The 13511-nt window shown below is 48.3% G+C and carries 9 protein-coding genes; 3 read left to right on the top strand and 6 right to left on the bottom strand.

Translation table 11 applies throughout. The annotated features are described in order from the left end of the window. The first annotated feature begins 111 nt into the window (after positions 1-111). Positions 112-1356: an ROK family transcriptional regulator gene (locus tag FSB84_RS22870; RefSeq protein ID WP_130540183.1), complete on the top strand. Its 1245-nt coding sequence runs from the start codon at positions 112-114 to the stop codon at positions 1354-1356. 122 nt (positions 1357-1478) lie between these two features. Here the strand turns inward: FSB84_RS22870 and FSB84_RS22865 are convergent, their stop codons facing one another. Genes FSB84_RS22865 through FSB84_RS22850 form a run of 4 tightly spaced genes read right to left on the bottom strand, consistent with a single transcriptional unit; the run spans position 1479 to position 8671 of the window. Further along, positions 1479-2684 carry a glycoside hydrolase family 130 protein gene (locus FSB84_RS22865; RefSeq protein ID WP_225979868.1) on the bottom strand — a complete coding sequence of 402 codons (1206 nt, stop codon included), beginning with the start codon at positions 2682-2684 and terminating at the stop codon, positions 1479-1481. A 23-nt stretch (positions 2685-2707) separates the two neighbouring features. Further along, positions 2708-3832 carry a glycan-binding surface protein gene (locus FSB84_RS22860; protein ID WP_130540181.1) on the bottom strand — a complete coding sequence of 375 codons (1125 nt, stop codon included), beginning with the start codon at positions 3830-3832 and terminating at the stop codon, positions 2708-2710. 24 nt (positions 3833-3856) lie between these two features. Continuing rightward, positions 3857-5467 carry a RagB/SusD family nutrient uptake outer membrane protein gene (locus tag FSB84_RS22855; RefSeq protein WP_130540180.1) on the bottom strand — a complete coding sequence of 537 codons (1611 nt, stop codon included), beginning with the start codon at positions 5465-5467 and terminating at the stop codon, positions 3857-3859. Between the two features lie 27 nt (positions 5468-5494). Further along, the gene (locus FSB84_RS22850) at positions 5495-8671 is read right to left on the bottom strand and encodes a SusC/RagA family TonB-linked outer membrane protein (protein ID WP_130540179.1); all 3177 of its coding nucleotides are present in this window, start codon (positions 8669-8671) and stop codon (positions 5495-5497) included. A 227-nt stretch (positions 8672-8898) separates the two neighbouring features. Between FSB84_RS22850 and FSB84_RS22845 the strand changes: the two genes are divergently transcribed. Beyond that, entirely contained in the window at positions 8899-9792 is an 894-nt protein-coding gene (locus FSB84_RS22845; protein ID WP_130540178.1) for a helix-turn-helix domain-containing protein, read from the top strand. On the opposite strand, the gene FSB84_RS22840 is transcribed toward FSB84_RS22845, so the two are convergent. Continuing rightward, the gene (locus tag FSB84_RS22840; RefSeq protein ID WP_130540177.1) at positions 9785-11809 is read right to left on the bottom strand and encodes a tetratricopeptide repeat-containing sensor histidine kinase; all 2025 of its coding nucleotides are present in this window, start codon (positions 11807-11809) and stop codon (positions 9785-9787) included. The genes FSB84_RS22845 and FSB84_RS22840 overlap by 8 nt on opposite strands. A 210-nt stretch (positions 11810-12019) precedes the next feature. Between FSB84_RS22840 and FSB84_RS22835 the strand changes: the two genes are divergently transcribed. Beyond that, entirely contained in the window at positions 12020-12844 is an 825-nt protein-coding gene (locus tag FSB84_RS22835; protein WP_130540176.1) for a hypothetical protein, read from the top strand. Between the two features lie 76 nt (positions 12845-12920). Here FSB84_RS22835 and FSB84_RS22830 read toward each other — a convergent pair whose 3' ends face one another. Then, a complete protein-coding gene (locus FSB84_RS22830) occupies positions 12921-13484 on the bottom strand; it encodes a hypothetical protein (RefSeq protein ID WP_130540175.1) in 564 nt (187 codons plus the stop codon). Positions 13485-13511 lie beyond the last annotated feature (27 nt).

Here is a 13511-nt window from a genome sequence, read left to right as displayed (position 1 = left end):
GCGATCGGGATCAGTAGTGCTGCCGCTGGTTCTTGCGGAGAACTGCTGGCAGTTTTCCCGGGAATTTGTATTTTTACCCTGAGCTTCCTAATATTTTTTATTAATTGATCAATGACCACTCACTCCATTTTTGAAGTTTTCTCAGAGGAAAATGCCACGGGAGTGGCGTATAAGAATAAATCGCTGAAACGCGGCATCATCAATCACCTGGATGAAAGCGGCAATTCCACAATTACAGAAATGGCGCAGGCGCTGAACATCAGCGTGCCGAAGACCACCAGCCTGGTGAATGAGCTGATACAGGATGGGCTGATCCGGGACCATGGCAAGATCGATTCCACGGGTGGCCGTCGTGCCAGCATGTATGGACTGGTTGCGGAAAGCTGTTACTTCATTGGCGTTGATGTAAAACATGATTATATCAATATCGGTCTGCTGGATTTCAAGAAGAACCTGGTGAGCAGTAAGATGCGTGTACCCTACAAACTGGAGAACACGCCGGCATCCTTACAGCAGCTGATCCAGGCGATCAGGAGTTTCATTGCAGACCAGACGATCGATACCAGGAATATCCTGGCAGTATGTTTCAACCTTTCAGGCCGTATCAATACAAAGAGCGGTTATAGTTACAGTTATTTCCACTTCAACGAAGAGCCGTTAAGCGCAATCATGGAAAAGGAACTGGGCATCCGCACTTTCCTGGAGAATGATTCACGTGCGATGGCCTATGGCGAATTCCACGATGGCATCGTGCACCAGGAAAGGAATGTACTTTTTGTGAACCTGGATTATGGTATCGGTCTTGGGATCCTCATCGATGGAAAAGTGTACTACGGAAAATCCGGATTCGGTGGTGAGTTCGGGCATATACCGGTGTTCAGCAACGAGATCATTTGTCATTGCGGAAAGAAAGGATGTTTGGAAACGGAAGCGTCCGGACAGGCCCTGCTGCGCGTTTTCAGGGAAAGCATTGGCAACGGGTCCACTTCTTCGGTGATGAAGAATGGAAAGAAAGTAAATGATGTGCGCCTGGCAGATATCATGGAAGCGATACGTCAGGAAGATGTGCTGAGCATCGAGCTGATAGCAGGGATCGGTGAAAAGATCGGTCGAGGGCTGGCAGTACTGATCAATATCTTCAACCCTGAGCTGGTGATACTCGGGGGCACGATGGCGGAAACGGGTGATTATATCCGTTTGCCGATACGAAGCGCGCTGAATAAATACTCACTCAGCCTGGTGAACAACGATACACAGGTAAAGCTCTCCAAACTCGGAGAGAAAGCGGGTTTGATCGGAGGATGCTTGATTGCGAGGAATAATTTACTGACAGCAATGAATAATCAGCAGGATTAAGATACTTACGGTGTTGCCTGCGCGCCGGTGGGCGCTACTCAACTAAAAATATAAAAATGGAAAACGGCTGCAGGTTGAACCTGACAGCCGTTTCTTATTTGCAGAAAAAGGGAATATACCTGCTATCTATCCTTATTGTTATGGATCCTTACGGGAGCCTGTTGCTGATCGATATAATCCTGGTTCTTGTGAATGAGTTGCATCAGGGTTTGCGTGGTGCCTTCAGAGTTATATTGATCGGGCGCGGTATTCATGCAATAGTCCACCAACTGATCGATGGTGCTGGTGGCTACATGCATGCGGGTATCTGATGATGCATAATAAATGAACACCTTGCCGTCATCGGTGGCGATCCAGCCATTGCTGAACAGCACATTGCTCACATCGCCTGTCCGCTCCTCTCCTTCGGGCGCCAGGAAATAGCCTGCTGGTTTATAGATCTGTTCCGCGGGATTTTCCAGACTGGTCATGAACAGGTAGAGCGTGTAACGCAGTCCAGCTGCGGTATTGCGAACACCGTGCGCCAGGTGCAGCCAACCATGGGCTGTTTTGATGGGTGCGGGCCCCAGTCCGTTCTTTGCTTCGGAGATGGTATGATAGATTCGTTTGTCTATCACCGTTTCTTCGGTGATCACAGCATTTTCCATGGAGGCAGTAAGCCCGAAACCGATACCGCCTCCGTTGCCGGTATTGATGAAACCATCCTGCGGCCTTGTGTAGAAGGCATATTTGCCCTGCACGAATTCCGGGTGCAACACCACATTACGCTGCTGAGGCGAAGGAGTTCTCAGGTCGGGTAAGCGCTCCCAGTGTTGCAGGTCTTTGGTGCGGGCGATGCCGCATTGTGCAATGGCGGCAGACTGATCGGATACCGTCGCATTGGGATCGCGGCGCTCGGTACAGAACAGGCCATAGATCCAGCCATCTTCATGCTGCACCACACGCATATCGTAAATATTGGTATCGGGCTCTCCGGCAGAAGGCATCAGGATGGGCAGCGGATGAAAACGGAAATTATCGATCCCGTTCTCACTCTCGGCCACGGCAAAGAATGATTTCCTGTCGGAACCCTCCACCCTGGCCACCAGCAGGAATTTACCCTGCCAGTAAATAGCCCCTGCATTGAATACGGCATTGATGCCGAAACGCTCCATGAGGAATGGATTGCTGTTCTCGTTCAAATCGTATCGCCAGAACAATGGCGTATGTGCGGCTGTGAGCACGGGATTGCTGTATCGTTGCACAATACCGTTACTGTTGCCGGTTTTCTCATTGGGAGTACGGATCAACTCCTCATACTGTTCTTCCAGACTCTTCAATCTTTTCATAAATCGCTTATACATTCGCGTTGCTATTGGGGTACTATTCTGAAATTGGTGATGGCGAAATCGGAATTGGCGGCATTCTCTCCCCTCAACATGATCTCCAGTATGGGCGTTGCGGGAAAATTATGTCCTGCAAAATTTGTCATCGGACAACTCATGGTCATCCATTTGCCGTTGGTGGTGAAAGGGTATTGTCCTCTGCCACTTGGATCGAACCATGTTTCCTTATAACCAGGGTCCTGGAAAACGATATTGATGGGCGAAGGGATGCCTGCGCTTCCTGCAGCTGCAAACACTTCAAATTTGAGCGTGTATTTGTTGAAGTTATTCTGATTGTTCACCAGTTCGGCAGGAACAGGGATCCTGTTGCTCATGAAGGGGTCCCAGGCCCAGCCTCCGCCGAAGGTCTTGGTGATCTTGAAATATTTCTGTCCGGCAAATGTCGTGGGATTGGGGCCATTGGAAATGAATGCTGCGCCATTCCATCCTGTGAACGGATCCATGCTCAGTAATATATTCCTGTTATCGAGATACCAGGCTTTGGTGGTGAAAGTGGAACTCAGCGGTGCTGATCCTTTCACGGTAAGTGCTCCAGCCTGAGCCCCTGCAGGCACCAGCATTTTCAAGGTTGTGGCGGTGGCTTCAGTAAGTGATGCCGTAACGCCTCCTGTGAAAGTAACGGTGGTGCCTTCTTTGGTGAAACCGTAGAGATCGAAATTATCTCCGTTGATCACCAGTTCTGAACCAATGGCAGGATAATCGAATTCGAAGCCGTTATTGCTCAGTTGCGGGATCTCGATAGGAAAATCAAAACTCGCTGAACCATGACTGGTAGTTACCACCAGTTTGTTGCTGGTATTGCCCGGCAGTTTGCGCGGTATCTGTACGGAGATAAGCGTATCGTTCGAATAGATATTGCTGTATTCAGCCACCAGGTCATTGAATTCCACTTTTTGTGTACCGGATAAATTCTCGCCGAAGATGAGCAGCCATTGGTTGAGCTCGCCATTGGTGAGCGCTGTGGTTCTGTCGATAGTGGTGGTTACGCGTGTGATCTTTGGTGCGCCGGGTGGCGGATCATCGTTCTTGCTGCAGCCCGCAAAGCCGGCCAGCAAAGCGAAAAACAGGAAAAATATAATTGACTTTTTCATTCTTGCAGATTTTGATATGATGTTTTACCAGCCGGGATTGTTTTTGCCTTCCAGCCCTTTGTTGCTGTTGATCTCTGTGAGTGGAATGGGCAGCAGCAGGTTCCTGGGATTCCTCGCTTTCACGATATCGAACTGGTCTACACTCATCTTGTTCATCACCTGCAAATAAATACCCCACCGAACGAGATCGAAACGGCGGTTGTTCTCGAACAATAATTCCCTTCCTCTTTCTTCCAGCACAAATGAGCGGAACTGTTCCTTGTTGAGACTGGCGGGCGCTTCGGTAGCGCGGCTTCTCGTTCTTACTTTATTCAAAGATGTGAAAGCAGCTGTGGGTGGTGTAGTGTTCAGTTCGTTCACTGCTTCTGCATGCATCAGGAATACATCTGAGGAACGAAGGATCGGGAAAGGCATATCATTATCCTGGAAGGCTTTCACGCTGACATCTGCGTATTTGGTGATATAGGCCCTGTCGTAATCCTTGTTCCAGATATAGGTTTTGGAGCCATCGGACTGGTATTCGGTGTCTTCTTCGGGGAAATAGAAACTGGTGCCGAAAACTGTCCACTGGTGGCTGATGCCGTAGAGTGCGCGATGATCGGCCTTTTCATAGTTTTTGTACACGCCTTTGGTGGCCCATACCCAGCCCTGGTTGGAGCCGTCCGGGCGAGCCGCGCAGAAATATCCCCAGAGGTCGTCGGTAGAAAGGCCGCCTGCGCGTGCATTTGCCATCAGCATATTCTCTCCTTTGTTGCGGTTGGGTATCTTCCATACATCCATGAAATCGGGATAGAGCTCAAACTTGCCTGTATTCAACACTTCCTCGCATTTGATGCGCGCAGAATCGAAATAGAGCTGGCTGTTCACACCTTCGAGACCGGCCACAACTGTTTTGGCAAAAGTGTAAGCGCCCCACTCTGTAGGCTTTCCTGTGTTCACTGTTATGTTGCCGCTGGCCAGTGAACCGGATGCGATGGTGAGGTAAACTTTGGCGAGATAAGCTGCTGCAGTTTCTTTGGTGATGCGGCCGGGTTCGCCGGTTCGCTGATCACCACTGGGATACAGCAGGGCCTGCGCCTGTTTGAGATCTGAAATGATCTGCTGGTATGTTTCCATCACGGTTGAGCGTGGCGTAAAGAGATCGCCGCCTGCGGAAACAGTGATCAGTTTGATGGGCACGCCGCCATACAAACGCACGAGATCGAAATAAGAGAAGGCCCGGAAGAAATAGGCTTCACCGAGTGTCCGGTTCTTCACGGCTTCACTGATATTCATGGGTTCTACATTCTGCAAAACAGAATTGGCTCTGGCGATCATCACGTAATGATCGTTCCAGATATTGGGCGTACCCCAGTAGTCCTGCGGGTTGCCCGCGCCCATGCTTCCCATGAACCAGGTTGGACCTGAGGAATGGTCGGCATCCATATCAACCGTCCACAGGTTCTGCTTATAGAATCCGAAAGAGAGCAGCATATTGTATACACCGTTGCCCGCTGCAATGGCATCGGCTTCTGTTTTATAGAAATTATTGGGAGAAACGAAATCGTATACTTTTTCGTCCAGCGCTTTTTTGCAGGATGATATGAGCAAGATCCCTGCCATCATAAAAGCCTGTATCGTGATCAGTTTTTTCATACCGGTTTATTTTGAAATGAACAGGAATTAGAATGATGCCTGAATACCGAAATTGAAGGTCTTTGAATTGGGATAGGCGCTGAGGTCAACACCGCGGAGTGCGGGATCCTCGCCAAAGCCATTGATATCCGGATCAAATCCCTTGTAATTGGAAATGGTGAGCAGGTTGGTACCGCTGATGTATATACGTAGTCTTTCCAGTATCCTGGTGCTGCTCAATGGCACATTGTAACCCAGCACCACATTGCGCAGGCGGATGAAACTGCCGTCCTCCAGGAAACGTTTGGTGATGTACATGGGCCGGCCTTCCGTTTTCCATGCTTTCGGATAGGTAGCGTGTTCCCAGTTCTCTGGCGTCCAGCGATTGTCCCAGGCTTCCTGTGTGACGTTGTTGTAGCTGCCTACATCGTTGAAGAGACGGTAGTTCATGTTCACGATATTGCCGCCCTGACGGCCATTCACAAAAATGTTCAGGTCAAAACGTTTGTAGTTGAAATTGGTGGTGATGCCATAAGTGAATTTGGGATTCACATCTCCGATGATGGTCCTGTCCTTATCATCTATTATTCCATCTTTGTTGAGATCCACATAACGGATCTCTCCAATGTTCTTCCTGATGAAAGGATCTGTCAGACCAGCTTTCACAGGATCGGCCCTTACTTCTGCCTCATTGCGGTAGATGCCATCTTCCACCCAGCTGTAAAGCGCGCCGATGGGAAGTCCCACGCGTTGGATGAATGGCGCATTCTGCGCGCGGTAATCGAGCGATGCGGCAAACTGTTCTTTGGAGTCATCGCCAAGGCTCAGGATCTTGTTTCGGTTGAAAGAGATATTTCCTCCGATTGACCAGCTGAACAAACTATTGGAAACTGGAATGGTGTTGATGGCGAATTCAAAACCTTTGTTCCTGACACTTCCGGAGTTCACGAGTTTCCTGGTGAAACCATTGCTGCCGGGAATGGTGAGGAACTGTAAGAGGTCGGTGGTTTCCTTATGATAGAAGTCGGCCGTGAAAGTGATGCGGTTGTTGAGGAAGGCCGCATCGATACCGGCATTGTATTGTTCGGTTGGTTCCCACCTGAGATCATCGTTGCCCGGTCCGGCATTCACGTCTTCCGCGAAGCCTGATGACAGTGCGCCATTGAAGCTATAGTTGTAGGGTGCGAGCCTGTCGAGCGACTGATAGGGTCCGATGGCCTGGTTACCGGTTTTGCCATAGCCAAGGCGGAATTTGAATTCACTGATGAAGCCGAACTGTTTCATGAACGGTTCCTGTTTGAGGTTCCAGCCCAGTGCAGCTGATGGGAAATAAGCCCATTTGTTGTTCCTGGCAAATTTGCTGGAACCATCTGCACGCCAGGAAACGGTGACGAGGTAACGGTTCTTGTAGTTGTAGTTCAGTCTGCCGAGTACGGAGGCGAGCGCCTGCGCTCCCCTGCCGGTGACGGGCGGATCGGGGTTCTGCGCTGCTTTCAGGTTATAGTTCTGCAGGAGATCGTTGATGAAATTGGTAGCGCGGTTGTTGACGTACTGGAAATTGCTTTTCTCATACACGAAACCTGCAGTAGCATTGAAAGTATGATCGCCCACACTTCCCAGGTAGCTCATGATGCTTTCCAGTACCAGGGAGTTCCACTCATTGGAAGCCACAAAGGCAATTCCATTTTTGTCCCTTCCCTCGTGCACGGTGCGCGGGATATAGTTTTCGCGGCGTGCATTGTAAATATTGTAACCGAAATTCTGGCGGAACCTGAGGCCCTTGAGCAGCGTGGCTTCCAGGTAGGTGGAGCTGTTAAAGGTGATTGCCTTCACTTCATCTTTCAAAGTGGTGGCGTAGATGTATGGATTGGTAATGAGATCAGACTGTGAGAATCCGGCGCTGAGCGTATCGTACAAGCCCTGTGTTGGGTTGTAAGTGAGCGCGCTCCTGGTAACGCCTTCCGCATGCGCATTGTCTGTGGTATTGGTCTTTACCATATTGTTGATCTCCTGTCCGTATACGAGGTTGGTGCCCACAACCAGCCAGTTCTTCAGGTTGCGGTTCAGGTTAGCGCGTATACCATACCGCTGGTACTTCGATCCCACGATCACGCCCTGCTGGTTCACGTAGTTGAAACTGAGCAGGTGATTGCCTGCATCGCCACCACCTGAAATAGTGAGGGTATGATTTTGCGTGAGGGCGTTGCGGAAGAGGATATCCTGCCAGTCGTTATTGTGGCCAATGTATTCTTCGGGTGTTTTCGATTTGAAATATTTTCCGGAGCGTACATCAAATTTCATGCTGCCGTCGTAAGGTATATCCATTGAAGTACCGTCGTAGTAATTGGCGTTGCGGTAGGCTTCGTTCTGCATGAGGGCGTATTCATGAGCATCCAGTACATCTATCTTTTTGATCACACTATTCACGCTCATATTGGAATTCAGTTCCACTTTATCCATTCCCCTTTTTCCTTTTTTTGTGGTGATGAGGATCACACCATTGGCGCCGCGGGAACCGTAGATAGCGGTGGCGGATGCATCTTTCAATATTTCGATGGACTCGATATCCGAAGGGTTGAGGAATCCAAGTGAGTTGATGGACTGTTTGCTGTTGCCTCCGTCTGAGCTGGGCGTATTGCCGCTGTTGCTGGTCCCGTAAGGGATGCCATCGATCACGTAGAGTGGCGATGTGCCGCTGAGGAAAGAGTTGGTTCCGCGTACCTGGATGGCCAGTCCGGCACCGGGAGCGCCATCGTTTGTGCTCACCACCACGCCGGCTGCGCGGCCCTGGAGGGCCGATACCATATCGGTGGGCGCTGCTTTGGAAATGTCTGCTCCCTTGATACTGGTGACTGCACCTGTTACATCGCGTCGGCGCATGGTACCGTACCCCACCACTATCACATCGTTCATGCTCTGTCCGCCTTTCAGCGTAACATCATAATTGCTCTCTGATCTGATGGGAATTGTTTCGGGATCCAGGCCAACATAGGAGACCTCGATCTTTTTGTCTTTTTCGGTTATACGTAAGGTGAAGTTGCCCCGGGCATCTGAAGTAGTAATGGTGGAGGGAGTTTCCACCGATCTGATGGTAGCGCCTGCAAGCGGGCCTCCCTTTTCATCCTTTACCGTTCCGGTGATGGTGCGTACCTGGGCAAAGGATGGCAATAAAAAGCCCAGGCATAGCAGGGTCAGGAGCACCCTTGGGTAAAAATGCTTTCTCATACAGCAAGATTGTTTGAAACAAATTTATCCTACCCATTGATGAATAAGTAGTACGTTTTTATCTTTTGTCCATACTTTTTAAAGATGTTCCCACCGCCGATATGTTCTGTATGCCTTGAAAGCATTGACCATATTGATTTTGATGCAAAAAATGCAACCGATTTAATTTGTGGTATTTTATTTACTTTTCTTTGTATAAATTTACCTGCAAATCATGCTGAATCTGTATGCAGACCGCCACCAACCGAAAAGCCATCCTACGTGAGATCACGCCGTTAACACAGCACGATTGCTTTACGCTGTTCTCACGCGTGAAGACCGGATTCGATTTTCCTCTTCACAGTCATGAAGAATTCGAACTGAATTTTATCCGGAATGCAAAGCAGTCGCAACGTGTGATCGGAGATCATATGGAGGAGATCGATGATGTAGAACTGGTACTGGTAGGGCCTAATCTGCAGCATGCGTGGTTTACGCATAAGTGTAACAGTAAGGCGATAGAAGAAGTGACCATACAGTTTCACCGCGACCTGTTTGATGAAAAATTCCTGCGTCGCAATCAACTGAGTTTTATCAGAACGATGTTCGAGAAATCGGTTCGCGGAATATTGTTCAGCAGGGATACCGCATTGCAGCTTGCACCGCGGATCATGGAACTGAACCAGCAGCATGGTTTTGATTCTGTGCTGGAACTGATGAGCATTTTGCATGATCTCAGCATCAGCCGCAATCAACGTTTCCTTTCAGATGCCACATTCAACAATACTGAAAAATATACCTACAATAGCCGTCGTATCGAAAGTACATTCGAATACATGAACCAGCATTTTCAGAATGTGATCACACTGGCGGATGTGGCCAGGCTGGCGAATATGTCTGAAGTGAGTTTCAGCCGTTTCTTCAAACAACGTACGGGCAATACTTTCATAGACAGTCTCACGGAGATCCGCCTGGGACATGCATCGCGCATGCTGATAGATACCACGCATTCTGTTTCCGAGATCGCATACCGTTGCGGCTTCAACAATATGAGCAATTTCAACCGCATCTTCAGGAAGAAGAAAGGTTGCACTCCAAAGGAGTTCCGTGAAAGTTTTTCGGGTAGAAGGATCTTCATTTAGTGCTTGCCAATCCTGCCGCTACACTTTCATTTCTTTCTCGCAGCATGGGGTTGAGCTCAAAGGAAATGTACACCACAGTGCCTTCTCCGCTGCTCTGGATATCTGTATTCCCATTGAATGCCTGCATGCGTTCCTGGAGATTACTGATGCCCATACCGTTTGTTTTGGAAATGATATCGATATTGAAACCCTTGCCATCATCTTCCACGGTGAGGCTGAAAAGATCTTTATCGAAAGACAATTGCACAATGATCTCCGAAGCGTCTGCATGCTTCACACTATTATTGATCAATTCCTGGATAGTGCGGTAAACCATCAGCTCGAAGTGGCGGTTGAAACGTATCGCTTCGCCGTAACTCTGGAAGGCGACAGTCAATTGCCCCTGCTTGTTGAATTTGCTGCAGAAGGCTTCCACCGCAGCGTTCAGTCCTTCTTCATGCAATATCCTGGGCATGAGGTTATGCGCGGTTTCGCGGATCTCTGCACTGGCATCTTCCAGTAATGACACGGTATCCCTGTAGGCCGGAATTTCAGGAAGGGCATGCAGCAGTTTGCCGAGCGATCCAATATAAAGCCTGGCCGCTGAAAGCAAACTACCAGCGCCATCATGAAGATTGCGGGCAATACGTGCACGCTCCTTCTCCTCTCCCTCCATCATTGCCTGCGTGGCCTGCAATTCATATTCTTTCTGAAGCATGCTCAGTTGCTGCTGTTGTAAATTCTGTTTTTGCCTTAAATAACGCCAAACGTAAAATGCTGCACTGACCAGCAATACCAGCACACAGCTGCTGATCAGCAGGAAGAAATCTTTTTTTCGCAGCGCCACCTTCTGTTTTTCCAGCGCCAGCTTTTTTTCAGTAATCTCTTTTTCCTTTTGTGCAGTTCTGTATTTTGTTTCAAGGGTGTTCACCTGACTTGTGTTCTTCTGATTGAGCACACTGTCTGCCAGTTCTGTTCTTTTTTTGTAGGCTTCAAGGCTTTGTTTGTAAAGGCCCAGTCCTTCATAGGCTTCAGAGAGGATGCCATAGGCAGTTCCTGCAGCGTCGGGATCTCCCAGTTCTTCGGCATAACGGATGGACAATAAGGATTTATCACGTGCAAGCGCATACGATTTGGTGAAAATGGCATCTTTGGCCATGCCCCGGTAAAGTGATGCCAGGTCGTTGGCGTCATGGGAATTGATAAGCAGCGGCTCGGCCAGCCGGAAATAATATTGAGAGGAATCGAAATTCCGGGTAAAGGAATGTGTGATCCCCAGGTTCAGCAGTATCGTGGCTTTGCGGGGATTGCCTCTTATCTTATTACTCATGGCCAATGCCAGGTGAAGTTCACTGAAGGCACTGTCCCATTTGTCCAGCTCTCCATACACCATACTCCTGTTCACGAGAACGCTTATCAGGTTGATTGTGTCTTTTTGTGCAATGGAGATCTGTTCTGCTTTTCCATACCAGGTGATGGCTTTCTGGAATTGCTTCAGTCTCTCCAGTGTAACGGCGAGGCCATTGTACACTACGCTCAGCGTGGATGTGTCCTTCGTTTTTTCCAGGTGAGTGGCTGCTTTCAGGAAATTCTCTGCTGCCTGTTCTATCATACCCTGGTAGTAGAAACAGATACCGATATTGTTGTACTGATAACCAAGTTCCAGGTTGTCGCCAATGGCTTCGAAAAACGGAATGGCAGTGATATAGCGGTCGAGCGCGGTTTGGATATCATTCTTTGCAATGGCCACCTGTCCGCGATAGGAAATGGTTTTACCGATACCGTAATGGGAATTGAGGCGTCTGCTTTCTGCTTCGGCCCGTTCGAGAACAGGAACGGAACTGTCTACATTCACTTCCATCATTTCATACACATACCATACCCATTTTTTGATACGGGCACTGTCGTTACGCACGGTATCCAGTTGTGGACGGTATTTGTTGTGTATATCCTGTACCGTTTGTGAAAAGGAAGCCAATGAAATAAAAAGAGAAAAAATGAAAAATGAGATCTTTTGGTTTCTGAAAGCGGTTACCATTTTGCTGCGAAGAGTTTGAACAGTGAAAATAAAAAAAGCTTCGTTCAAAACCTATCCGGCTGTCCGGGTCCGCGGATTACCATCGGGAGGCTTATATGTGATGTCAGGAGCTTATTTCCTGTTGTTTGGACAGCCACGGAATTTCTTGAATGTTTGCAAATACATGCCTATCTTGAAATCCACGTAACGAAAACACCTTAATGAATGACTATGAAACGTATCTGTATCCCCCTCTGTTTGTTGATGTTTGCTGCCTGCCAGGATGAGCCGGCAAAGGTAAGTTCAGAAAAGAAAGTGGACAGTCCGGCGGTAACAATCCCTGCTCCGGATACGAATACTGCTGCTCAGGTTGATTTCGACGGGCCTGTTCTCAGTGAACGGATAGATGGACCTGCCAATATCCGTAATGCAGTAAATGGAAAAACATTGTTCAGCATAGAAAACAATGTGGCTGTTACAGCCCGTGAGCCGGAGAAAGGCTGGGTTGAGATCGGCGTATGGATCGATCTGGACAGCGATGATCAGAAAATAGTGAAACGTGGAAGTACTATCTACCGTGATAGTAAAGCCATCGGAAAAGCGTTGGAGGATGTTCATCTTTATGAAACCTTTACCATCAACAATAAAAAGCGCGGAGTGCTGAATGGCTTCACATCAGTAAGTAATATCCGGCCTTCCACTATTCCCGAAAACGCTTTTACGGAACTGGCGAAAAACAAAACCGCCCTTACGCTCAGCGATGTAAAATCTTTTCTGGAAAACTATAAATTCAACGACTTCAATGGTTTGATCGAAGGGTACAAAGGATTTGTTTTCTATGAGAGCGAGATCCTGGACCCAACCGCTGCACCCCGCTTCTGGCCTGTATTCAGGGGGAATGAGCTGATGGTGGTGTTTCATAGCCGGAAGATGAATATTCCCGGTGTGAAAACGGAGCCTTTCCAGGGCGGCTATATCACGGTATTCAGCAATGATGCAGAGGCCGTAAAACAACTGAAAGACAAATTTGTATCTTTTATGCAGTCAGCAGGATAATTACAATTCTTCAGAATAAAAAAACGCAACTGGCTCTTCGGGCAGTTGCGTTTTTCTATTCTGAAATCATTTATTACTAGGGCCCAACTTCAATGTCGAATTTCACCTTAACGGTTGCGTTCAACGTAGTGGTAGTGGCCCTGCGGGCAACACCTGCAATGACGTAAGAAAATGAAGTAGCTTTAACGAAATAGCTTTTCAATTCTTTGTCTTTGTCTACAGTGAAGTCAACTGACTGTACCTTTGTGTCTGGATTGTTGCTGAGAGACGCGATGGTAGTTATATCAGTGTTCACATTTGAATTGGCCCTGGCAGTGGCTGTGCTGAAAACACCGAGATGGTCGGTTGTTGTGCTGTTGGAAGTGGAAACATTCACGCTGGTGACACGAACCTTGCGGATGTTCTCTGTGCTGAACTGGGGAGCGTTGGCCTTGATGGCGCTGTCCATATCGAAACGGATATTGAAATCGCCCAGAGTAACTTCACCTTCTTCCAATGGTGGGATCTCGAACTCATATTCCACGGTTTGCAGCGGAATATTTACAGAAACCAGGTCCTTTACTTTGTCGCAGGACGAATTGAGCATTCCGAAAGAAAAAAGAAGAGCAAGGGATACGGTTGACAGTTTTCGAAGTTTCATGAATTTGTTTTTCGATAAAAGGGTAAT

This window comes from Pseudobacter ginsenosidimutans, from assembly GCF_007970185.1.
Lineage (GTDB): Bacteria > Bacteroidota > Bacteroidia > Chitinophagales > Chitinophagaceae > Pseudobacter > Pseudobacter ginsenosidimutans.
Note: the sequence above shows the minus strand (reverse complement) of the source record. Positions and strands in the feature narration are given on the sequence as shown.

What these genes read in the sequence shown, in the direction of transcription:
- FSB84_RS22870 (WP_130540183.1), top strand. Translation starts at nt 112, where the DNA reads ATGACCACTCACTCCATTTTTGAAGTTTTCTCAGAGGAAAATGCCACG.
- FSB84_RS22865 (WP_225979868.1), bottom strand. Translation starts at nt 2,684, where the DNA reads ATGAAAAGATTGAAGAGTCTGGAAGAACAGTATGAGGAGTTGATCCGT.
- FSB84_RS22860 (WP_130540181.1), bottom strand. Translation starts at nt 3,832, where the DNA reads ATGAAAAAGTCAATTATATTTTTCCTGTTTTTCGCTTTGCTGGCCGGC.
- FSB84_RS22855 (WP_130540180.1), bottom strand. Translation starts at nt 5,467, where the DNA reads ATGAAAAAACTGATCACGATACAGGCTTTTATGATGGCAGGGATCTTG.
- FSB84_RS22850 (WP_130540179.1), bottom strand. Translation starts at nt 8,671, where the DNA reads ATGAGAAAGCATTTTTACCCAAGGGTGCTCCTGACCCTGCTATGCCTG.
- FSB84_RS22845 (WP_130540178.1), top strand. Translation starts at nt 8,899, where the DNA reads ATGCAGACCGCCACCAACCGAAAAGCCATCCTACGTGAGATCACGCCG.
- FSB84_RS22840 (WP_130540177.1), bottom strand. Translation starts at nt 11,809, where the DNA reads ATGGTAACCGCTTTCAGAAACCAAAAGATCTCATTTTTCATTTTTTCT.
- FSB84_RS22835 (WP_130540176.1), top strand. Translation starts at nt 12,020, where the DNA reads ATGAAACGTATCTGTATCCCCCTCTGTTTGTTGATGTTTGCTGCCTGC.
- FSB84_RS22830 (WP_130540175.1), bottom strand. Translation starts at nt 13,484, where the DNA reads ATGAAACTTCGAAAACTGTCAACCGTATCCCTTGCTCTTCTTTTTTCT.